The following is a 22,749-nucleotide window of genomic DNA, read 5'->3' on the forward strand; positions in this document are numbered from 1 at the left end:
ATGTACTGGCGGTTTTTTACACTGGTTTTGTGCCAAGCTAGCGCTGCTGGTTTCGCGTGGTTGTTAGCGCCCAAGGGGCAGGCATTGCAATGGACATTGGGAATGGCCCTGTTGGGCGGCTACCTGTGGGTTGTACTGGATAGCGTGCGTGGTGTCCGCCTGTTGCGGTGGCTGCGCGATGGCGCGGTCGCTGATCTGGCCCTCGGAAACGGGCTCTGGGGCGAGGCTTCTGACCGGGTACGGCGCATGCTGCGGGCGAGTAGCCGGCTGACCGTGGAGAGTGAGAGCCGATTGAAGGACTTTCTGGCCGCCTTGCAGGCGTCTCCCAATGGCGTGGTGTTGCTGGACGCCGAGGCCCGTATTGAGTGGTTCAACCAAACAGCGGCCGACCATTTCGGCTTTGATGTGCGCCGAGACCTGCTCCAGCATTTTGGCAATCTGGTGCGTGACCCCAGCTTTGCGGCATATCTCAACCAGCGCGACTTTTTGCACGGCATCAACATGCCGGGGCGGGACAGCAGCAACGCCAAACCCGTCACCTTGTCAGTGAATTTGCATGCCTATGGTGAAGGCCGCTTGTTGCTGCTTTCCAGGGACATCACGGCAGTGGAGCAGGCGGAAGCCATGCGGCGCGATTTTGTTGCCAATGTTTCGCACGAAATTCGCACACCCTTGACCGTGCTGGCGGGCTTTGTAGAAACCCTGCAGACTCTGCCGCTGGACGATCAGGAGCGCCAACGGTACCTGGGGTTGATGTCGCAGCAGGCAACCCGTATGCAAACCCTGGTAGTTGACCTGTTGACCCTCTCACGGTTGGAAGGAAGCCCCTTGCCATCCACCCATGAATGGGTATCGGTTGACGTGTTGATGCAGCAGTGTGAGCAGGATGCGAGGGACCTGTCACACCTGTTGTTGTCTGAATCGCATGACTTGGTGTTTGAGCGTGTCCAGGGGTGCGAAATTGCGGGCTCAGCTCTGGAACTGCACAGTGCGATGTCCAACCTGATTGGCAACGCGATCCGTTACACGCCGGCGCAGCGCCGCATCGAAGTGGGCTTTAATGCGCTGGCCGACGGTGGCGCCCTGTTTTTTGTCAAAGACCAGGGGCCGGGCATTGCACAGGAGCACATCCCGCGGCTGACAGAACGTTTTTACCGCGTAGACCGCAGCCGTTCGCGGGAGACAGGTGGAACCGGTTTGGGCTTGGCCATTGTCAAACATGTGGCCCAGCGGCATGGGGCGGAGCTGACGATTGAAAGCCAGCCCGGGAAAGGCTCTACTTTTTCTCTGACGTTTCCGCCACAGCGGGTTCGATCTGCACTGCAGGTGCCGAGTCTTCATTAGCTTCACTTGCAACAGGTACGCTGCGTTTGAATAGCAGGACGGACTCGCCCCGGTTGGCGGGGTGTTGAATCAACAGGGGCTGTGTCCATACGGATGCATCCAGGTTGGTGGGAACCGACAGGTCTGGCAGGGGTTCGACCAGCAACCACGGGCAGTTTGCACCTGCGCGCATGGGCACCAGGTGCAGGTTGCCGTAGAACTGGAAGGCTGCGATTTGGCCCTGTCCAAGACCCAAAACCTCTACACATCCGGGTGTTGTCAACTGGGCCTGGGTACGCTGTACCAGCACCGTGTAGCTTTGGGCATAGTTGAGCAATGGCATCCACAGGGTCATGAACAGCAGCCAACTGAGTGCCGCCCCCCCTGCGGGCAGTACCAGACTCTTCCAAATGGCGGCGCGGTGGCGACCCACCCGCCATTTCACCAGCGCGACCCAGGCAAGGGTGGCTAGCGTCGCGATGGCAAACGCCAGGAACGAGAAGCTGGATTGAAAACCTGGCGCCAAGCGGGCCACATTGGCCGCCGGTTGTGCAGGCACGCCCGTTTGCATGGCGATCCAGACAACCCAGATGGTCAAGGCGCAGCCCGAAAAGAACAGCAGCGTGAACCAGTCAATCAGGGCGGAAACCTGGCGTTTCAGCGTGGGCAAGGCAAACGCCGCCAGTGCTGCCAGTGCAGGTAGTGCCAGCAACAAGGTACGGTCTGACGAGCCGGTCATCAAGGTCGCGACGGCACAGACGGCGAAGAACCAGGCCGGCAATGCGACATGCCGGCTGATGCGGCGGTTGAACAACTGGTGGCGCCAGCGCCACAATGTCCATAGCGTCAAGGGCCAGGCCGGCCACGTGAACCACACGAGCAACTCCGCGTAGCCGCTCCAGTCGGCCAAATAGGCGTGCGGTAGCTGGATTTTCCAGTTTAAGAGACCCAGTGCCATGGCCAGCGCGGCGCTGACCAGGGTGATGAGTGCAATGGCGATACTTTCCCGTGTGATGCGGCGGTTGCGGGCAGAGTCGGCAAGCTCAGTCGCGCGGTCCGCGTAGTGCAATACCGCGCTGCCCAAACCGAACAGAATCGCCAGGCTGGGGGCGCCAGACAGCGACAGGCCAATAAGTCCCAGCGCTGCGGCGACAGCCGGCCCATGTTTGCGGTAGGGCAGTGCAGCCATGGCAAAGAAGAACAGGGCGGAGAAACCCAGTTGTGCCAGGGCAGGTGTTGTTTCGTGCGCCAATTGCGCCAGGCCTAGACAGGCGATAAACGCCAGCAGTCCGCCGTCGGCCATGGCGCGTGCGTAATCTGCTGGCAGTGCCTCACCACCAAAAGCAAAGGGGACAGGTTGCGCCAAAGGGTTGCGCGCCAGGTAGTAGGTGCCATACCAGGTCGCAACCATCGCCATGCCCAGCAACAACAAAAACGGCAGGCGTACAACAAAGTCCGGGCTGATCCAGGTTGGCGCCAATTGCATGGCCCAGGCGCCCAGCCAATACGGTAAAACAGCCGGGTTTTCCGGTGGGAGGCCGATCAATGTCGGCTGCAACCAGTTGGATGTGCCCTGTACCAACTCCGCCATAAAACCCAGGGCCGCCATGTCTTCGCTTTTCCAGGCGTCACGGCCCAGAAAACCGGGCAAAGCATAGGCAAAGCACAGCAGAAACAAGGCCCAGCGCGGGAGGCGTCTGGCACCAGCCTGGGTGACGATGGCGGGATTGGGGTGGTTCACTGATTCAAATGCAATAAAAAAAGCAGCGCGGAAATCCGGGCTGCTTTTTTGGTGACGGTTCAGGCCAAGACCTGAAGTCGGATTACTTCGCGGCTGTAGCGGCTGTTTTGCCGAAACGGTTGCGGAAGCGCTCCACGCGTCCACCCATGTTGTCCACAGATTTCTGTGTACCAGTGTAGAAAGGGTGCGATTCGCTGGTGGTGTCCAACTTGTACAACGGCAGTTCGCGGCCGTCTTCCATCGTGATCATTTCCTTGGTGTTGGCGCAAGAACGTGTCACAAACTTGAAGTTGTTGGACATGTCCATGAAACACACTTCACGGTAATTGGGGTGAATGCCTTCTTTCATACTCTTCTCCATCAGTTGCGCCAGCCGCGCTGGCCAATCCAGCGTACTTTTCGCGTAAACCCGGCATTATAGCCTAGCCGGGGAAACAGGCAATTTCCCGCCGGGCCGCCCCAAGGGTTCTGGACCGCTTGGCGGCCAGCGGCGCCAGCCAAATTAGCCCCCTTGGGGGGGCAGCGACCCGTGAAACGGCGGAGCGTGGGGGTAATATTTCTATCCACCCCGACGCATCATGTCGAAGAACTCACTATTGGTCTTGGTGGCGCGCATTTGTTTGAGCACCATTTCCATGGACTCGATTTCGTCCATGTTGTACAAAAACTGGCGCAGGATGCGGGTCTTCTGCAAAATTTCGGGCTGCAGCAGCAATTCTTCGCGGCGGGTACCGCTGCGGTTGAGCTGGATGGACGGGAACACACGCTTTTCGTACAGGCGGCGGTCCAGGTGGATTTCGCTATTGCCCGTGCCCTTGAATTCTTCAAAAATCACTTCGTCCATGCGGCTGCCGGTGTCGACCAGCGCGGTGGCAATGATGGTCAGCGAACCGCCTTCTTCCACATTGCGCGCAGCACCCAGGAAACGCTTAGGGCGCTGCAGGGCGTTGGAGTCCACGCCGCCGGTCAGGACCTTGCCGGATGAGGGCACCACATTGTTGTAGGCGCGGGCCAGACGGGTGATGGAATCCAGCAGGATGACCACATCTTTTTTCAGTTCGACCAAACGCTTGGCACGTTCAATCACCATTTCGGCGACGTGCACGTGGCGTGCGGCGGGTTCGTCGAAGGTGGAGGCAATCACCTCACCCTTGACGGTGCGCTGCATTTCGGTCACTTCTTCTGGACGCTCGTCGATGAGCAGGACCATCAGGTAGCTGTCGGGGTAGTTGGCGGAAATGGCGTGTGCAATGTGCTGCATCATCACCGTTTTGCCGCTCTTGGGTTGGGCGACGATCAGTGCGCGTTGGCCTTTGCCAATGGGGGCGATGATGTCGATGACACGGCCGGTGATGTTTTCTTCACCCTTGATGTCGCGCTCCAGACGCATTTGTTCTTTAGGGAACAGGGGCGTCAAGTTTTCGAACATGACCTTGTGTTTGTTCTCTTCGGGTCCACCACCGTTGACCTTGTCCAGCTTGTTCAGAGCAAAGTAACGCTCACCATCTTTGGGGGTGCGCACTTCGCCTTCAATCATGTCGCCGGTGTGCAGGTTAAAACGGCGCACCTGGCTGGGGCTGATGTAGATGTCGTCCGTGCTGGCGGTGTAGCTGGTGTCGGGGCTGCGCAAAAAGCCAAAACCATCGGGCAGGATTTCCAGCACACCGTCGGCAATGATCTGCTCGCCGGTACGGGCCCGCTTCTTGATGATGGCGAACATCAGCTCCTGCTTGCGCATGCGGCCGGTGTTTTCAATCTCAAGCTCTTCAGCTTGCTTCAGGACTTCCGACACGTGCAGTGCCTTGAGTTCGTTTAAGTGCATGGAATGGGTCCCGTAGGGGAAATGACCGAAAGTTCGGAGTAGTGAGAGAAGAAAGTCAGGGGGAGGGGGGTGAGGCAAGACCTGTCACTTGGCCTCGGTGTTCTTAGCCCGGGAAGCGGGACCAGCCCTTGTGGGTTGCTGGTAAACGGTTTGAATTATGACAGGAAAAATGCCAACCCCCACGCTCCGCCGCTTTGCGGGTCGCTGCCCCCCGTGGGGGCTAATTTGCCTTGGGGCGGCCCGGCGGCAAATTGCCAGGGGGAGGGCACACGGAAATTACGCCAGTTGCTGGTCAATAAAAGCAACCAACTGGGCCTTGCTCAGGGCGCCAACCTTGGTAGCCGCCAGCTGGCCGTCCTTGAACAGCATCAGGGTGGGGATGCCGCGGATGCCGAACTTGGCGGGGATCTCGCGGTTCTCGTCCACATTCATCTTGGCAATATTGAGTTTGCCAGCGTAGGTGGTGGAGACTTCGTCCAGAATCGGGGCAATCATTTTGCAGGGACCGCACCATTCGGCCCAATAGTCCACCAGAATCGGCTGCTCAGACTTCAGCACATCGGATTCGAAGGTGGCGTCGGTTACATGTTTGATCAGGTCGTTGGCCATGGAGGTTCCTTTTGGAGTTTTGTGATACGTCTAAAGTGGCGGCCATTGTGACAGAAAGCAAGACCTTCCCCAGCCCGCGCTGCCTATGACCAGCATAGCGAAAATTGATTTCCCAGGCGCACGGAACGCCGACGCGGCAGAGCGCCACCCGGCCGTGCAGTTGTGGACCCACGCGGTCCACGGGTTGTTACCGCGGGTCCATGCCGAGATGTCGCTACGCCGTGCGCACCCGGCCCGCACCTTGGTTCTGTTGCCCTATGCGCAGTTGCGCCCGTTGGCCACACGGCTGTGGGCGCAACAATTTCCCGACGGTTTTGCGCCGCAGTTCGAGACCACGCAAAACTGGAGCACCGCCATGGGCTGGCCCAGGCCGGGTGCCACCGACATCGCCTTTGACATGGCGCAGGACACCTTGACAGCATCGGCCCTGCTGCGTGCGGCCGGGCTGGGCGCACAGCAGGACGCATTGGCCGGCCTTTTGGTGCAGGCCGCACACCAACTGGGCCCGTTGGCCGCCGCCCGCGCGCCCGGCGATCGCGTCACCTGGGTGTTGGAAGCGCGGGATGCGGCGGTGACGGGCATGGAGTCTGCCGTTTTGGCGATGGAGGCCGCTGTTGCCCGTATTGCCGTTGAGTGGGCGGGCCAATCGGCCTATGCCAGCGACTTGTTATTTGACGCAGGCATACGCGACGGTGTGGATTGCCTGCTGATGGTCCAAGGCCTGGCCACAGACCCCATGCTGCCCGCCTTGCGGCAGGTTTGGGGCGAACTCATGACCAGCCTGCCCCTGGCGGTGAACCCGGCGTCGGAGTCGGGCGTGGATGCCAGCGCCATTGCCTGGCACGCATGCCGCGACGCCGAAGACGAAGCGCACCGCACCGCAGCCTGTGCCATCGCCCATATTGCCGCTGGGCGCTACCCGCTGGCGCTGGTGTCCTCGGACCGTGCGTTGACTCGCCGGGTACGTTCCATGCTGGAGGGTGTGGACGTACAAATCCGTGATGAAAACGGCTGGAAGCTGTCCACCAGCCATGCGGGGGCGCAAGTCATGGCCCTGCTCAAGGCCGCTGTGTGGAACGCATCCAGTGACGCCGTGCTGGGCTGGCTCAAAGGCGCACCGGCCTTCGCATCGTCCGTGGCCGAGCTGGAAACCGCCATCCGGCGCGATCAGACCAGCGACTGGCGCCGTGTGGTCCAGGGGACTGCGGTGCAAAAGTCTCCGTCCTGCCAGCAATGCCATGCCGCAGCCAACGCCGTGCGGGATGGTCTGCAAGGCAGCCGTACGTTGACGGGTTGGTTGCCCGCGCTGCGCGCTGCATTACAAGCCAGTGGCCTGTGGGACTATCTGAACACCGATGAAGCGGGCACCAAAGTGCTGGCGGCCTTGCGGCTGGCGGGGCCTGCGCTGCAAGCCTGGGAGGCCCTGTCGCAGCAGGCCTTGTGGTCGGCGCGGCGCATGGATCTGGCGGAGTTCACGCACTGGGTCAACCAGGCGCTGGAAGGTGCCAGTTTCCAGCCCCCGTACCCCTTGCACGAACAACTGGTGATCCTGCCCATGAGCCAGATGCTGGGCCGCCCCTTCGCCGCCGTGGTGCTGGCGGGCTGTGACGAGGTGCGCCTGAACCCCTCACCCGAACCGCCTGGTGGCTGGACCGCCGCGCAGCGCGCGGCTTTGGGTCTGCCATCGCGCGACGACCTGCAGGCCATCGCCCTGGCCGCCTGGCAACATGCGCTGCAGACGCCTTTTTGTGATGTATTGTGGCGCTGCAGTGACGACACCGGCGAAACCCTGTTGCCCAGCGTGTTGGTGCAGCAGGTGCAATTGGCCAGAGGCAATCCGCCGTTGGCAGAAGACCCCCGGTTGAACCGGGACCTTGTGCCCGCACCCGTGTTGCAGCCCTTGCCCGTGGGGCAATTGGTGCCGGTGGCCCATCTGTCGGCCAGCGCATACGAGGATTTGCGCAACTGCCCATACCGCTTCTTTGCGATGCGCCAGCTCGGCCTGCAATCGGTGGATGAGCTGGAAACCAGCGTGGATAAACGCGACTTTGGCCTGTGGATACACGAGGTGCTGAAGCGTTTCCACGAAGCCCTTGCCCTGCGCAACCACCCCGATGCTGCAGTAAAGCTGCAGCTGCTGGACGAAGCCAGTGTGGCAACCACCGAGTCCATGGGCCTTGGGGAAGGTGAATTTTTGCCATTCGCCGCCGCCTGGCCCACGGTGCGTGATGGTTATCTGCGCTGGCTGGAGCGCCACGAGGCCAGCGGCGCCACCTTCAACAGCGCGGAGGTCGCGCAGACCCAGCGTATTGGCCCGGTCAAGCTGCTCGGGCGCATTGACCGCATAGACCAACTGGCGGATGGATCGGTGCTGGTGCTGGACTACAAAACCGAGGCCAGTGCCAAGACCGCAGGCCGTGTCAAAGACCCGCTGGAAGACACCCAACTGGCCTTCTACGCCGCTTTGTTGCCCAACGACACGCTGCAGGCCGCCTATGTGAATGTGGGTGAGAAGGATGGCACCAAATCCCATGCCCAGCCCGATGTGGTTGAGGCGCGCGACGCCTTGATCCACGGCATCGTGGTGGACATGGAACGTATTGCGAAGGGCGCTGCCTTGCCTGCATTGGGCGAGGGCGCCACCTGCGACTTTTGCCAGGCCCGCGGCCTGTGCCGCAAAGACTTCTGGAAAACCGTATGACAACCGCGCACGACGATTCCGCGTCCCCCCCGCTAGAAGCCTGGGCGGCAGAGCGTTCTGCTCCGTGTCCCCCGCCCGCTTTGCGGGCTCCTCCTTTACCTGCGCAGAACGCTCTGCCGCCCAGGCTTCTAGCTGCTTTCGAGCACAACGGAGCAACCGTCGAGCGCGCCCGCTTTTACGCCATTGCCTGCGACCCTCGCCGCAGCGTTGCTGTAGAGGCCTGCGCCGGTGCGGGTAAGACTTGGATGCTGGTGTCCCGTATCGTGCGGGCCCTGCTGGAAGGCAGTGCGCCGCATGAAATATTAGCGATCACCTTCACCAAAAAGGCCGCCGGGGAAATGCGCCAGCGCCTGCAGGAATGGCTGCTGCACTTCTCCCACCAGAGTGACACCGAACTGCGCCAGGAGCTGATCCACCGCGGCCTGACCCAGGAACCCACACCCGCACAACTGCAAACCCTGCGCGGCTTGCATGAAACCTTGCTGATGGCCGGCCGCCCTGTGCAGATCCGCACCTTCCACAGCTGGTTTGCCGCTTTGTTGCGCAGTGCGCCGCTGCAGGCCCTGGCCGACCTGGGCCTACCCACCCAATACGAATTGCTGGAAAACGACGCCAAGGCCGTGGCCCTGGTCTGGCCGCGTTTTCAGTCGGGTGTGGCGGCTGAACCCGACGCACGCCAGGACTACCTGGACGCCGTCGCCACCCACGGCCGCCACCAGACCCACAAGGCGCTGGAGGAGGCGCTGAACAAACGGGTGGAATTTGCACTGGCGGATGAACAGGGCATCGTGGATGCCTCGGTGTTGCACTTTGCGCAGCAATTCCCCGCCTTTACCGATGTGCCAACCCCCGCGGCCTTGTTGCGCAGTGCACGGGTCCGCGGGCTACTGCTGGACGCGGCACGGCTGCTGGGCGCATCCACGCTCAAGACCTGCCTGGAGGCCGCCACCGCACTGGAGCAGGCCGTCAGCGCAGACGACCTGGCCGCTGTTCAGGACGCACTGCTGACGCAAAAGGGTACGCCCCGCAAGCTCAGCGACAAGCTGACTGGCATAGAAACCGTGCGCCAAGCGCAGGACTGCCTGATAGAGATCGCGCAGGCCCAGGCCCAACACGCGGCCTGGCTGCACCAGCAGCGCATGGCGCGGCTGACGCGCCTGCTGGTGGTCGAATACGCCCAGCTAAAGCGTGAGCGTGGCTGGATCGACATGGGTGACCTGGAGCGCTCTGCGTTGGCCTTGATGTCGGACGAAGTGCTCAGCGGCTGGGTGCAAGAGCGGCTGGATGCGCGTGTGCGCCATCTGTTGATCGACGAATTCCAGGACACCAACCCGCTGCAATGGCAAGCCCTGAGCGCCTGGTTGTCCAGCTACGCCGGTGCCGGTAACGCGCCCAGCGTGTTCCTGGTGGGTGACCCCAAACAAAGCATCTACCGCTTCCGCCGCGCCGAGCCCCAGGTGTTCAAGGCCGCGCAGCGCTTTGTGGCCGATGGTCTGGGCGGCGATTTGCTGAGTTGCGACCACACACGGCGCAATGCGCCCGCCATCATCGGCCTGGTGAACGACGTGATGGCACAGGCCCAGGAAGCGCGCGAGTTTGAAGGCTTTCGGGCCCACAGCACCGAGTCCCAGGCGGCTGGCGCCATCTTCAAGCTGCCGCGCCTGGGGCGAGAAGCGGCTGACGAAGCAGCCGCCAGCGCCACAGTGGGCGAGTGCGCGAATGCCGAATCGATGGACGCAGCGCCCGCTGAAGAAGGCCTTGCCGCCCACTGGCGCGATTCCCTGACCACGCCCCGCCTGGTCGCCGAAGAAACCCGCAAAACGCTGGGATGCCGCCAGGCCGCCCGCTGGCTGGCGCAGCAGTTGCAAACGGGAGCGCTAAAGCCCCAGGACATCATGGTGCTGGCCCGCAAACGCGAGCGCCTGAGCTTGATGCAGGCCGAACTCTCCAAATTGCGCATCCCCGCCCAGCAGCCCGAGAAGAGTGAGCTGGCCGATATGCCTGAGGTGCAGGACCTGATAGGCCTGCTGGACGCCCTGGTGTCGCCCGCGCACGACCTGTCTCTGGCCCGGGCCCTGAAGTCGCCGTTGTTCAGCGTGACGGACGACGACCTGGTGCAACTGGTGCTGCGCCAGCGCGCCTTCCTGGCCGCGGGCAAACTGGCGGCGCAGGCCTCACTGTTTGACGAGGTGGATGCGTCGGCAGAGGCGGCCACCAAACCACTGGCCAAGCTGTCGTGGTTCCAGGTGTTACAACAAACCACCGATCTACCACCCACGCTGACCCCTATCGGCGCCACGTTGGCGCTGTGGAAAAGCTGGGTCGATACCTTGCCCCCGCACGACGCCCTCAGCGCCATCTACCACCACGGGGATGTGCTGGCCCGGTTTGCCTCTGCCACACCCGCCAACCAGCGTGATGCGGTGCTGGCCAATCTGCGTGCGTTGTTGTCCGCTGCCCTGCAGGTGGACGGCGGGCGCTACGTCACCGCCTATGCGCTGGTGCGGGCCCTGCGTGCGGGTGGCAACCCCGCGCCGGTTCGCGCCGATGCCCAGGCGGTACGTCTGCTGACCGTGCACGGCGCCAAGGGTTTGGAGGCGCCGCTGGTGTTGTTGCTGGACACCGATGGAGAGGCCTTGAAGGCCCAGACCATGGGTGTGCTGGTGGACTGGCCAGGCGAGGCCGCCTACCCACAGCGTTTTGTCTACCTGGCCAGTGAATCCAAACCACCGTCCTGCGTGGCCGATGTGCTGGCCATTGAACAAGCTGCGCGCAAACGCGAAGAGCTGAATGCCCTGTACGTGGCGCTGACGCGCACCCAGCACACGCTGGTGGTGTCCAGCCTGCAGCCACACATTCCCAATGCGGGCAGTTGGTGGCAACGGCTGGAGGCCCATGCGGCCGAAGCGCCCTGGCAAGCGGTGGACAACGCCGCCACCACCAGCGTAGAGGGCGTTGTGGAGGCTCTTTTCAGCCTGCCTGTTTTGCCAAATATGCCTCTGGCCCCCGTCGAATATAGCTATGCCGCTACCAATTCAATAGTAGATGCCGAAACCGGGGATGCTGCCGACAGCCTGGACAGCCGCATAGGCCAGGCCATGCACCGCCTGCTGGAGCGCTACGTGCCTGCGCCATCCGGCGCCAGCAGGGCCCCGGCTTGGCCCGATGCGCTGCACAGTAGTGTGGCGCAGGAGTTTGACCTGGACGCCGCCCAGCTCGCCACCGCCCAGGGCATGGCCGTTCGTATCCTGCAGGGCGAGGGCGCCTGGGCCTGGGATGCAACGCAATTGAACTGGCAAGGCAACGAGGTGGGCCTGGTGTACCAAGGCCGCCTGTTGCGCCTGGACCGGCTGGTGCAGCGCCGGACGGATGGACGGAGCGGGGCGGGTGGAGCCGATGACGGACAATGGTGGGTGCTGGACTACAAATCCAACGCCCAACCGCACATGCAACCCGCGTTGTGTGCCCAGCTCCTGGAATACCAGGCTGCGGTTGCCAAGGCATACGCCGGACACACGGTCCGCGCCGCTTTTTTGACTGCCTTTGGCACTTTGATTGAACTACCCACCCCATGAATGCTGATACCCCTTCGTCGTCGTCACCATCGTCCCTGCCCGTTGTGGTGATCGGGGGCGGCCCCGCCGGCCTGATGGCCGCCCAGGTGATCAGTGATGCCGGCCTGCCCGTGCACCTGTATGACGCCATGCCGTCCATTGGCCGCAAGTTTTTACTGGCTGGCAAGGGTGGACTGAACCTGACCCACTCCGAAGGCGCCGACACCTTTGCCGGCCGTTACGGCGCGCGGCGCGAAACCATTGCCGGCCTGTTGCAGGACATGGACGCCACGGCCGTATGTGCCTGGGCCCAAGGCTTGGGTATAGAGACCTTTGTGGGCTCTTCCGGGCGCGTATTCCCCAAGGACATGAAGGCCGCGCCGCTGTTGCGCGCCTGGTTGCAGCGCCTGCGCAACCCTAACTCTGGCGTTGGTGTGCAGTTCCACATGCGCCACCGCTGGACCGGCTGGTCGCAGGACACCGGCACTCTGCAGTTCGATACTCCACAAGGCCCGGTACAGGTGCAAGCCGCTGCCGTGGTGCTGGCGCTGGGCGGCGGTAGCTGGGCCCGCCTGGGCTCCAACGGCGCCTGGGTGCCGCTGCTTGCCGCGCGCGGCGTGGCCGTAGCGCCCCTGTTGCCCGCCAACTGCGGTTTTGACGTGAAAGGCGGCTGGAGCGAACACTTCTCCAGCCGTTTTGCCGGCCAGGCCTTCAAGACGGTGAAGATTGCGGTCAAGACCTCGCAAGGCGTTGAGTTTGTCCGCAAGGGTGAATTTGTGGCCACCACCACCGGTGTGGAGGGTAGCCTGGTCTATGCCGCATCCAGCCTGTTGCGTGACGACATCATCCGCACCGGCAGCGCCACCTTCCACCTGGACCTGCTGCCCGACATGAGCCCCGAGAAGGTGCTGGCCGACGTGCGCCACCCGCGCGGGACCCGGTCGCTCTCCAGCCACCTGAAAAGCCGCTTGAACATCGACGGCATCAAGGCCGCCATCCTGTACGAACTGGTATCCAAAGAAGCCATGGCCGACCCTGCGCAGTTGGCCGCAGCCATCAAGGCCGTGCCCATCACGCTGACGGCCACCCGGCCCATCGACGAAGCCATCAGCACCGCCGGCGGTGTGTTGTTTGAGGCGCTGACGCCGGGCCTGATGCTGGAGTCGGTACCCGGTGTGTTTTGCGCCGGTGAAATGCTGGACTGGGAAGCCCCAACCGGCGGCTACCTGCTGCAAGCCTGTTTTGCCAGTGGCAAACGTGCAGGGCAGGGTGTGGCGGAGTACTTGCAAGCGAAATAGGGCTGTAGCCCCCGCAAATGCTGGTTGGTGTGCTACAACTACAGTAGCAAACAACTAAAGAAATGAGGTTGACGAGCCTTGACCCCAGCACTAGCTCCACAGTTAGGGCTGCTTGGTTCCCCACCTGACCCGGTTGGCCGCTTCACCATGTGGGAAGGCCCGTCAGCCGCAATTGTAGCCCGACAAGCAGCACCCCTATAGCGGCGTCGGCGATGTGGGTTGTGTTTTGCCGTTGGAGAAGCGGAAACCATTGCGCCCGGCGTCCTTGGCCTCGTACATGGCGCGGTCGGCGCGTGCCATCAGTTCGCTTGCGGTGCGGCCGTCGTCCGGGTACAGGCTGATGCCGATGCTGAATCCCACCTGCAATTCCGTGCCGCGGTGAAGAATCGGGGAGCGCACGCTCTCCAGCAGTTTTTCGGCAATCAGAATCACGTCTTCACGGTTGGCGGTATTGTCCAGCAGCACCACAAACTCGTCGCCACCCAGGCGGGCGATGGCATCGGCCTTGCGGGTGGTGGCCACCAGCCGCAGGGCCACGATCTTCAGCACGGCGTCCCCTCCTTGGTGGCCAAAGCGGTCGTTGATGCTCTTGAAGTTGTCCACGTCGATGAAAAACAGCGCAAAGTGCTCGCCGCTGCGCTGGGCGCGCGACAGGGCGTGTTCCAGTCGCTCCTGGAATGCCCGCCGGTTGGGCAGGCCCGTCAACACGTCATGGCGGGCCATGTGTTCGAGTTCTTCACGGCTTTGCTGCAGGGCCTCCAGCTGCTGGTGGATTTCGTCCTGCATTTGTTTGAAGCTGCGCGCCAACACACCAATCTCGTCCTGGCGTTCTACGGCTGGCACGGCGGCCAGGCTGTGGTCTAGCGCAAAGTTTTGCACGGCAACACTCATGGAGTTGATGGGCTGGGTAACGGCCCGCGCCACCAGGGTTGCGATGAAGATGCCCAGCAGGCACAGGGCCAGCACCAGCTGCAGCACCACCGCGCCCAACTTGTTGGCCTGTGCCAGTACATGGGATAGTGGTTGCGCCAGGCCCAACACAAATTTGTCTTCGTCGCCGGGGACCTGTGCGGTACGGCTGACAAAGGCGGCCACCACCGGTGCCTCGCTGTAGCGGCCGTCGTTGACCTCTACCAGCGCCTGCTGCGACCTGCCCGAGACCAGGTCACGTGTGGCCGCAAACTCGTCTTGCACCAGCACACGGCGCCCCCTGTCAAAGCCAAAGGTTTGGCTGGCGTCGGGGTGGATCAGGTAGTCGCCCTTGCCATTGGCCAGGAACAGCTGGAAGTCTTTGGGCAGGTCCGCTGCCAGCGTGGCAAACACATTGTTCAGGTCCACATTGATCACCACCGCGCCCACAGCTTTACCGTCCGCGCCCGCAACCGGCATGGCCAGGATGACCGAGGGCTGGTCCAGCCCGGCATGGGCGCCGCGCTCGTGGTTGATGACGATGCGCGACAGGTAGGTGGAGCCAGGGGGCAGCTTGAGCGCCCCCGATACGTAGGAGAAGTGGCCCTTCTCCTGCAGGTCATCACCCCGCACGCGGATGAGGCGGTCATCCGCACGGTCGATCCGCACCCGCTCCAGGCCGTTGTCACTGGCCGAGATCAGCCGGATCTGGAAATACGTCGGGTTGGCCTGCATGATGGATTCAAACAGCGCTGCCAGCGGGTCTTCCTGGCCAGACGCGGTTGAACGCAGGGCATTGAGGGCCATGGGGCTGCTGGTCAGCACCTGCAGGTTGCGGGATATTTCATCGCGGCTCAGCGTGACCCGGCGGGCCAGCACCAGTGTGGTGGTCAACAGCTCGTCTTTGGCCGATTGCACCAGCATGTTGCGGCTGGCCTGGTAGGCATAAAAGCCGGTCATGCCCGAGGCCAGGATGCTGACCCCAGCCAGCAACAAGCCCAGCTTCAGCGCAATGCCGAATTTCATGGCGCCAACACCTTGCTGGCGCGGTCTCCAGCGATGATGCGTTCCCAGAGTTTGGCTCTGCGGTCCACGTTTTCAACCGGCTCCAACCACAACAGCCGGTCCTGGGCCCGCAGGTAGGGGGATTCAGAGGTGGTATTGGCCAGGCCTTGGCGTGTCAGCAGGGCCTGCCCGGGCGCGGTTTCCAGCATGTAGTTGATCCAGGCTTCGGCCAGTTGGGTGTTTTTGGCGCCCCGGGTGATGGCCCAGCAGTCCAGCCAGGCCAGTGCACCTTCCTGGGGGACCACATAACCCACGTCAATGCCGGCCCGTTTGAGCAGTTGCACCTGCTGCGAGCCGTAGTTGGCAAACATGATGGCGGTGTGGCCGTTTTTGAACATCTCGACCGACTCTTCGGGCTGGGTGTAAAAACCCTGGGCGTTGCGCCGCAGGTTGATCAGGTGGTCCACAACAGCGGGCCACTCGGCATTGCCCAATTGGTAGGGGGTGGTGTCGCCCATGGCCTGGGCTGCCAACGAGAAATTGTGTGAACCCCCGTTGTACAGCAGCACCTTGCCACGGTAGCGGGGCTCCCACAAGGCGCGTATGGAGGTGGGGGCGGGTTTGACCTGTTGTTTGTCAAAAATCAGGCCCATCTCGGCATAGGTGTAGGGTATGGCGTAGGCCTTGTCGCCATGCACCAGGCCGGCGATGCCCTTCAGGTCGCGAAAGCGGGGCAACTGCCGGGCCGTGTTGGGGATGTTGGCGGTGCGCACAGGAACCGCCAGACCACCCTTTATGTAACGCTGCAGCTCGGCCGTGTTGACGGCAAACACGTCGAAATCGTCTGCCTTGTTTTTGTTGAGCTTTTGCCACATCACGTCATCGGAGTCGATGGTGGTGACCTCTACCTTGCTGCCGGTTTGCTGCTCAAAGACTTTGACCAGGTCCGGGTCGGCATAACCGGGCCAGGTCAGCACCCGCAAGGTGTCCTGTGCCATGGCGACCTGGGCCACAGACAGTGCAAGCACCCATGCCACGGCCTGCTTCAGGCCGCAAAGCGTTTGCCTCCAGCTGAATGTGCGGATTGCCATGGGTCAATTGCAGCAAGGAATGTATAGACAGTCAGTCTAGCGCAGCCGGGGCCTTCTGGACATGGCATATGGCAAAGAAAAGTGGCCCAGGCCGCCCTTTAGAATCGGCGCATGTCCTACCTCGTGCTCGCCCGCAAGTACCGCTCCCGCAATTTCACCGAAATGGTGGGGCAGGACCATGTGGTGCAAGCCCTGACCAATGCGCTGACCACCCAACGGCTGCACCACGCCTACCTGTTCACCGGCACGCGGGGCGTGGGCAAGACCACCGTTTCGCGCATCCTGGCCAAGTCGCTGAACTGCCAGGGCCCGGACGGCAATGGCGGCATCACCGCCACCCCCTGCGGCGTCTGCCAGGCCTGCACGGACATCGACAGCGGCCGTTTTGTGGACTACACCGAGCTGGATGCTGCCAGCAACCGCGGCGTGGACGAGGTGCAGGCCCTGCTGGAGCAGGCGGTCTACAAGCCGGTGCAGGGCCGCTTCAAGGTCTTCATGATCGACGAGGTGCACATGCTCACCAACACGGCCTTCAACGCCATGTTGAAAACGCTGGAAGAGCCGCCCGAGTACCTGAAATTTGTCTTGGCCACGACCGACCCGCAAAAGGTGCCGGTCACGGTGCTTAGCCGCTGCCTTCAGTTCAACCTGCGGCCCATGGCGCCCGAGACCATCCGCGAACACTTGACCTATGTGCTGGGCCAGGAAAACGTGGCCTCCGAGCCCCAGGCCCTACGCCTGCTGGCCCGCGCCGCCCGCGGCTCCATGCGCGACGCCCTGAGTCTGACCGACCAGGCCATTGCTTTTGGCTCCGGCCAGTTGCAAGAGGCTACCGTGCGCCAGATGTTGGGCAGTGTGGACCGCTCCTACGTGTTCCGCCTGATCGAGGCCCTGGCCACCGGTGACGGCAAGACTGTTGTGGAAACCTCGGAAGCCTTGCGCCTCAATGGCCTGAGCGCCGCCTCCACGCTGGAAGAAATGTCCACCGTGCTGCAACGCATGGCCGTGGTGCAGGCCATGGGTGGTGCTGCCGTGGCCGACGACGACAGCGACCCCGAGGCACACGATACGGCCCGCCTGGCATCGCTGATGCCGGTGGACGAGACCCAGTTGCTATACAGCATTTGCCTGCACGGCCGCGCCGATCTGGGCCTGGCGCCAGACGAATATGCCGCGCTGACCATGGTGCTTTTGCGCCTGTTGGCCTTTAAACCCCAAGGCACACAGCCAACGGCTGAAAAAAAAACTCTAAATAGACCTGCGGCCCCTGCGCCGACACCCGTGGCGCCAGTGTCCGCGCCAGCTACCGCTACCGCGCAACGGCCTTCTGTGCCGAAGCCAGCCGCAATCCAGCCCTGGGATGACGAACCGGTAGCGCCAGACACGGAGCAGAGCGCTCTTCCACCACCCGGCCAGGTGTTGCCCGTGCGGGAGAGCGCCAGGCCCGCTCCCCACTCGGATGCCGATGACGACGGCAGACCGGATGTACCAGATGACTATGAGCCAAATTGGCCTGTAGCCCCCGCAGAATATGAACCAGTCGCTACCAAAATAGTAGCAGTTCCGGTGCGCACCCAAACCGAATCCCGCGCCGATGTGGCCGCACAGCAAGCCCCCCATGCGCTGGTGCCCACCGAAGAAGGCGACTTCTGGCATACCACCGTGCAGCAACTGATCAAGGCCGAGGCCATCAACGCCATGGTGCGTGAGCTGGCCTTGCAGTCCCAGCTGATAGCCCGTGATACCGACCAGTGGATCTTGCGCGTAGAGCGCGAATCGCTGAACCAGGCTGGTACCCGTGACCGGTTGACCAATGCCCTGAAGACTGCCGGGCACGACGTGAAACTGGTCGTGGAGATTGGCCGTGTCAACGACTGCCCGGCGCGGCGCAATGCAGCGGCATCGGAAGAGAAGCAACTGGCCGCGGAGAAGATTATTTTTGATGACCCGTTCGTGCAGAGCATGATGCGGGACTTTGGCGCGAAAATCGTGCCTGGTTCCATCAAGCCGCTGTAGCGCGGATGCGTCCCTGTTCAGTTGGGGTCAGAGCACATCGCATGCGCGAGTGGTCTGACCCACAAAGTTATTTTTTACCAAAGGAAACTCCCCATGTTCAACAAAGGACAACTCGCCGGCCTGATGAAACAAGCCCAGGCGATGCAGGACAACATGAAAAAGGCCCAGGACGAGCTGGGCAACATCGAAGTCACCGGTGAATCGGGTGCCGGTCTGGTCAAGGTCACCATGACCTGCAAACACGACGTCAAACGCGTCACCATTGACCCCAGCCTGCTGGCCGACGACAAGGACATGCTCGAAGACCTGGTGGCAGCCGCGTTTAACGCCGCCGTGCGCAAAGCCGAAGACCTGTCGTCGGAAAAGATGGGCAAGCTCACTGCGGGCATGCCAGGTTTGCCGGGTGGCATGAAGTTCCCGTTCTGATCCAGCACTAGCCCAACCGCGCGTGTCGGACACCCATTCACTGGACCTTTTGGTCCAGGCGCTCAAACGCTTGCCCGGCGTGGGCATCAAGTCGGCCCAGCGTATGGCTTTTCACCTGCTGCAGCATGACCGGGGCGGGGCGCAGGCCTTGGCCCGTGCGCTGGAGCAGGCGGTGACGGGGGTGCGGCACTGCGAGCGCTGCCACACCTTCACCGAGGCGGAGGTCTGTGCCACCTGCCTGGACCCGCGGCGGGACCGCAGCAAGTTGTGTGTGGTGGAGACCCCGGCCGACCAGTCCGCGCTGGAGCGCACGGGTGCCTACAAGGGCCTGTACTTTGTGCTGATGGGCAAGTTGAGCCCGCTGGACGGGGTAGGCCCGCACGACATTGGTCTGAAAAAGCTGTTCGACCGCGCGCTGGATGGCGAGGTGCAGGAGCTGATTCTGGCCACCAATTTCACCGCCGAAGGTGAAGCCACGGCCCATGTCATCAGTGAAGCGCTGAAGGCCCGCGGCCTGGGTGTGACCCGCCTGGCGCGGGGCGTACCCGCCGGCAGCGAACTCGAATATGTAGACCTAGGGACCATTGCGCACGCATTGGTCGATAGACGATAGTATGTGGCCCCCACGCTTGTCGCTGCGCGTACTGCGCTGCCCCCCGAGGGGGCGGTTGTCGCCTTGGGGCGGCCCTGCGGCGACAGTCTCTAAATTTTTTCTATCTTATGCAACACCCCCATTTCACGCTGGCCCACTGGTGCCTGCTGGTCGCCGCGTTGTTACCCATAGCCTGTGCCTGGCTGGCCAAGGCCGGCATGATAGGCAAACCCCGGCGCGAGGGCGGTTATGACAACACCAACCCGCGCAACTGGCTGGCGCGGCAGAAAGACTGGCGCGCCCGTGCCAACGCGGCCCAGGCCAATAGTTTTGAGGCCCTGCCGCTGTTCATGGCGGCTGTCATCATTGCCCACCAGTTGGGTGCCAACCAGGCTTACCTGGACATCCTGGCGTTTTTGTTTGTGGTGCTGCGCATCCTGTACGCCATGATGTATGTTGCCGACATGCCCCGGGCCCGCAGCAGCGTCTGGGCCATTGCACTGCTGGTCAATATCGCCATCCTGTTTATCGGTTACCGCTAACGCGGCCAGGCTGCGGGCAGGTGCTCAGCGTTTTGCGGGGCGCGTACCCGCTGAACCGCGTACCGCAGGGCGGGTCGCCGCTTTGCGCACGGGAGCCCGTGCACTGCTGCTGGCGCGCCGTACGGCCTTGTTGGCGGCGGGCAGAAACACCACCACCTGTTGCCCTGGCTTGAAACTGGCCGAGGCGCCGACCTTGTTCCACTGCGCGACCTGGTCCGCCTGGACGCGGAATTTGCGCGCAATACTGGCCACACTGTCACCTTTGCCGGCTTTGACCGTGGTGCGGCGCAGTACCACCTCTGGGGCCAACGAGAGCTGGCCGTTGTCCGCAAGCTTGACGGCCACGTCGTCCTTGATGGAATCGGTGCGTGGCACCAGCAGTGAAGACCCGGCCTTGATCAACACCCTGGGCGGTATGGCATTCACCGCGCGGAACTCTGCTTCACTGATCCCCATGCGTTTGGCGGCATCGGCCGGGCGCATGGTGGTGGGAGCCACCCACACGGTCCAGCTGGCCAGGCGGCCGCCAGAATAAGACTCCAGGTTGCGTTGGAAGACCTCGGCATTGTCCCAGGGCAGCAGGATCTGCGGCGTGCCGGAAGCCATGATGACGGGGCGGTTGATGGAGGGGTTGAGTGCCTTGAAGTCGTCCAGCGCCACTTCGGCCAGTTTGGCGGCCAGTACCACGTCGATATCACGGCGTATCGTGACCGACTGGAAGTAGGGGTGGTTCTCAATCAGGGGCAGCTTGGAATTGAAAATGCTGGGCTGGCCCACAATGTTTTTGACCGCTTGCAGTTTGGGCACGTACATGCGGGTTTCCATGGGCATGGTCAGGTCCATGTAGCCGGTGGCCAGGCCTGCCCGCTGGTTCTTGGCCATGGCGCGGCCCACGCTACCTTCGCCCCAGTTGTAGGCGGCCAGCGCCAGGTGCCAATCGCCAAACATGCCGTACAACTTTTGCAAGTAGTCCAGCGCTGCGCGGGTGGATGCCAAAACATCGCGGCGGTCATCCCGGAAGGCGTTTTGCTTGAGCTCAAAGTATTTGCCGGTGGCTGGCATGAACTGCCACATACCCGCCGCCTTGGCGCTGGACACTGCCTGTGGGTTGAATGCACTCTCAATGAAGGGCAGCAGGGCCAGCTCGGTTGGCATATTGCGCAGCTCCAGCTCTTCGACCACATGGAACAGGTATTTTTTCGACCGTTCGGTCATGCGAAAGATGTAGTCCGGGCGGGTGGCGTACCACTGCTCACGGTCACGCACCAGGTCGTTGTCCAGGTCGGGCATGGCATAACCGCGGCGTATGCGTTCCCACAGGTCCGCTGGTGGCGCCAGGGCTGCCACGCTGCGCGAGGCCGTCTCTTGGGCAGAGAGCGGTGCAAACGGTGGGTGGGTATTGGACGAACTGGTGTAGGCCGGGCGGCTGGTTCTGGGCTGGCCGGTTGTTATTTCACGGCTGGGTTGCAAGACGATGCCGCTGCCGTCGGCCGCGGGTTCTGTTGGGGCTGGCACTGTTGCACAAGCACTGAGCCATACAACAGCCAGCAGGCTGAAAACTTTTAAGAAAGGTGTCATCGGTATTGGTTTTTCCATTGGCGCAGCGTAGAAAACGCGCCGTTGTGCGCACAGCCTTGAGCATCAAAACGGCGTGCCGATGCAAGTATGGTGGGCTGTTCGCTGCGCAAAAAAGGGTTGATAAGGCGTTCGGTTTCAAGGGTGGAGGGCAGGGTGGGCAGGCCTTGTTCGCGCAGTGCCTGGCATTGGGCTTGGTAGGCCAGCAGCTGCGGGTTGTCTGGTTCGACCTCCACCGCAAATTTCAGGTTGCTCAAAGTGTATTCGTGGGCGCAGCATACGCGAGTGGCGCCAGGCAGCGCGGCCAGCCGTGCCAACGAGGCCTGCATTTGCTGCGCTGTGCCTTCAAACAGGCGCCCGCAGCCACCGCTGAACAGCGTGTCGCCGCAAAACAGCACGGGGGCTTCACCGGGGACCTCGGCAAAGTAGGCGATGTGGCCCGCCGTATGGCCGGGTACGTCCAGCACCTGAAATGCCAGGCCCAGCAATGGCACCTGTTCGCCTCCATACACGCGTTGCAGCGGTTCGGGCATGAGCTCAAAGGCAGGGCCAAAGACGGCAGCATCCGTAGCGGTGCGAAGGACATCGACTCCGCCGGTGTGGTCTGCATGGTGGTGCGTGACTAAAATGCCCTGCAACTGCAGGTTCTCGCGTTGCAAAGCGGCCAGCACCGGTTGTGCATCGCCCGGGTCTACCACCAGCGCTCTGTGTCCATCGTGGAGCATCCAGATGTAGTTGTCGTCAAATGCGGGCAGCGGTATTAACTTCATGAGCGAACAAAGTATAGCGATGCATGATTGGTTCCAGACGCCCGCCGGGCGTTACCTGCTGGAGTGGGAGCGCAGGTGTGTGGACGCTGCGGTGGTTGACATATTTGGTTACCACGCCCTGCAACTGGGCGTGCCCGAGCTGGATGGCCTGCAGGCCAACCGCATGCCGCACCAGTGGCTCGCCTGTGAGACGCCAGCCATCGACGATGGCATGGGTGAGGCCAAAAAGGCGGCTTTGTTGTGCGACTTTTCGGCGTTGCCGTTTCCGGCCAATAGCCTGGACTTGGTGTTGTTGCCCCATAGCCTGGAATTCACCGCCGACCCCCATGCCGCATTGCGCGAGGTGGAGCGTGTGCTGGTACCCGAAGGGCGGGTGGTCATTTGTGGTCTGAACCCGGCCAGCCTGTGGGGCTTGCAGCAAAGGCGTGGCCACCTGTACCGCAGAATGGGTTTTGGCCACCTGTTTTTGCCCGACGGCGGAGAATTTATTGGTTATTGGCGGCTGCGCGACTGGTTGCGTCTGCTGGGTTTTGAGGTCGAGGTAGGGGAGTTCGGTTGTTACCGCCCCGGCGTGACCAGCGACACATGGCTGCAGCGCTTTGAGTGGATGGACAAGGCCGGCGCGCGCTGGTGGCCGATATTTGGTGCGGCCTATTTTCTGGTGGCGGTCAAGCGGGTGCGTGGTGTGCGCCTGCTGGGCCCGGCCTGGAAGACGGCGCCGGTCAGTCCGCGCAAATCGGTGTCGGTGGCCAACCGCACGCACAAGAATTGATGT

The 22,749-nt window shown here is 62.5% G+C and carries 17 protein-coding genes and 1 other RNA gene; 9 read left to right on the forward strand and 9 right to left on the reverse strand.

The features are described from left to right. Nucleotides 1–1,344 (forward strand): phosphate regulon sensor histidine kinase PhoR, encoded by a 1,344-nt coding sequence (gene phoR / locus HZ993_RS01375; RefSeq protein WP_209395492.1) that lies wholly within the window; start codon nt 1–3, stop codon nt 1,342–1,344. Here phoR and HZ993_RS01380 read toward each other — a convergent pair. The 4 genes from HZ993_RS01380 to trxA form a co-directional block, all read right to left on the reverse strand. Beyond that, complete coding sequence (locus HZ993_RS01380) at nt 1,277–3,064, reverse strand: hypothetical protein (protein ID WP_245213776.1); 1,788 nt, start codon at nt 3,062–3,064, stop codon at nt 1,277–1,279. The two genes, phoR and HZ993_RS01380, sit on opposite strands and share 68 nt — an antisense overlap. 82 nt (nt 3,065–3,146) lie before the next feature. Then, complete coding sequence (locus tag HZ993_RS01385; RefSeq protein WP_209395493.1) at nt 3,147–3,413, reverse strand: type B 50S ribosomal protein L31; 267 nt, start codon at nt 3,411–3,413, stop codon at nt 3,147–3,149. Between the two features lie 210 nt (nt 3,414–3,623). Further along, the gene (gene rho, locus HZ993_RS01390; protein ID WP_209395494.1) at nt 3,624–4,886 is read right to left on the reverse strand and encodes a transcription termination factor Rho; all 1,263 of its coding nucleotides are present in this window, start codon (nt 4,884–4,886) and stop codon (nt 3,624–3,626) included. Nucleotides 4,887–5,162: 276 nt separating this feature from the next. Then, nucleotides 5,163–5,495 (reverse strand): thioredoxin TrxA, encoded by a 333-nt coding sequence (gene trxA / locus HZ993_RS01395; RefSeq protein ID WP_209395495.1) that lies wholly within the window; start codon nt 5,493–5,495, stop codon nt 5,163–5,165. A gap of 85 nt (nt 5,496–5,580) precedes the next feature. Between trxA and HZ993_RS01400 the strand changes: the two genes are divergently transcribed. Genes HZ993_RS01400 through HZ993_RS01410 form a run of 3 tightly spaced genes read left to right on the forward strand, consistent with a single transcriptional unit; the run spans nt 5,581 to nt 13,048 of the window. Beyond that, entirely contained in the window at nt 5,581–8,196 is a 2,616-nt protein-coding gene (locus tag HZ993_RS01400) for a PD-(D/E)XK nuclease family protein (protein WP_245213777.1), read from the forward strand. Continuing rightward, the gene (locus tag HZ993_RS01405; RefSeq protein ID WP_209395496.1) at nt 8,193–11,771 is read left to right on the forward strand and encodes an exodeoxyribonuclease V subunit beta; all 3,579 of its coding nucleotides are present in this window, start codon (nt 8,193–8,195) and stop codon (nt 11,769–11,771) included. The genes HZ993_RS01400 and HZ993_RS01405 overlap by 4 nt, the downstream gene beginning before the upstream one ends. Next, nucleotides 11,768–13,048 carry a TIGR03862 family flavoprotein gene (locus HZ993_RS01410; RefSeq protein WP_209395497.1) on the forward strand — a complete coding sequence of 427 codons (1,281 nt, stop codon included), beginning with the start codon at nt 11,768–11,770 and terminating at the stop codon, nt 13,046–13,048. The genes HZ993_RS01405 and HZ993_RS01410 overlap by 4 nt, the downstream gene beginning before the upstream one ends. 67 nt (nt 13,049–13,115) lie before the next feature. Here HZ993_RS01410 and ffs read toward each other — a convergent pair. The 3 genes from ffs to HZ993_RS01425 form a co-directional block, all read right to left on the reverse strand. Then, an RNA gene (gene ffs, locus HZ993_RS01415) (signal recognition particle sRNA small type) lies at nt 13,116–13,212 on the reverse strand. A gap of 31 nt (nt 13,213–13,243) precedes the next feature. Further along, nucleotides 13,244–14,983: a GGDEF domain-containing protein gene (locus HZ993_RS01420; RefSeq protein ID WP_209395498.1), complete on the reverse strand. Its 1,740-nt coding sequence runs from the start codon at nt 14,981–14,983 to the stop codon at nt 13,244–13,246. After that, a complete protein-coding gene (locus HZ993_RS01425; RefSeq protein ID WP_209395499.1) occupies nt 14,980–16,053 on the reverse strand; it encodes an extracellular solute-binding protein in 1,074 nt (357 codons plus the stop codon). Before HZ993_RS01425 ends, HZ993_RS01420 begins: the two co-directional genes overlap by 4 nt. A 111-nt stretch (nt 16,054–16,164) precedes the next feature. Between HZ993_RS01425 and dnaX the strand changes: the two genes are divergently transcribed. The 4 genes from dnaX to HZ993_RS01445 all read left to right on the forward strand — a co-directional run bounded on the left by dnaX (nt 16,165) and on the right by HZ993_RS01445 (nt 19,629). Further along, a complete protein-coding gene (dnaX, locus tag HZ993_RS01430; protein WP_209395500.1) occupies nt 16,165–18,069 on the forward strand; it encodes a DNA polymerase III subunit gamma/tau in 1,905 nt (634 codons plus the stop codon). Between the two features lie 93 nt (nt 18,070–18,162). Then, nucleotides 18,163–18,495, forward strand: a complete 333-nt coding sequence (locus HZ993_RS01435; RefSeq protein WP_209395501.1) for a YbaB/EbfC family nucleoid-associated protein — start codon at nt 18,163–18,165, stop codon at nt 18,493–18,495. 22 nt (nt 18,496–18,517) lie between these two features. Then, a complete protein-coding gene (gene recR, locus HZ993_RS01440; RefSeq protein WP_209395502.1) occupies nt 18,518–19,108 on the forward strand; it encodes a recombination mediator RecR in 591 nt (196 codons plus the stop codon). Between the two features lie 107 nt (nt 19,109–19,215). Continuing rightward, complete coding sequence (locus tag HZ993_RS01445) at nt 19,216–19,629, forward strand: MAPEG family protein (RefSeq protein ID WP_209395503.1); 414 nt, start codon at nt 19,216–19,218, stop codon at nt 19,627–19,629. Between the two features lie 24 nt (nt 19,630–19,653). On the opposite strand, the gene HZ993_RS01450 is transcribed toward HZ993_RS01445, so the two are convergent. Together HZ993_RS01450 and gloB are read right to left on the reverse strand one after the other, a co-directional pair. Beyond that, on the reverse strand, nt 19,654–21,207 hold the full coding sequence (locus tag HZ993_RS01450) for a transglycosylase SLT domain-containing protein (RefSeq protein ID WP_209395504.1): 1,554 nt from the start codon (nt 21,205–21,207) through the stop codon (nt 19,654–19,656). Beyond that, nucleotides 21,204–21,974, reverse strand: coding sequence for a hydroxyacylglutathione hydrolase (gloB, locus tag HZ993_RS01455; RefSeq protein WP_209395505.1), 771 nt, complete (start codon nt 21,972–21,974; stop codon nt 21,204–21,206). Before gloB ends, HZ993_RS01450 begins: the two co-directional genes overlap by 4 nt. Nucleotides 21,975–21,993: 19 nt before the next feature. Between gloB and HZ993_RS01460 the strand changes: the two genes are divergently transcribed. Beyond that, complete coding sequence (locus HZ993_RS01460; RefSeq protein ID WP_209395506.1) at nt 21,994–22,746, forward strand: class I SAM-dependent methyltransferase; 753 nt, start codon at nt 21,994–21,996, stop codon at nt 22,744–22,746. Nucleotides 22,747–22,749: the final 3 nt, after the last annotated feature.

The sequence above is a fragment of the Rhodoferax sp. AJA081-3 genome (assembly GCF_017798165.1).
Classification (GTDB): Bacteria; Pseudomonadota; Gammaproteobacteria; order Burkholderiales; family Burkholderiaceae_C; genus Allorhodoferax.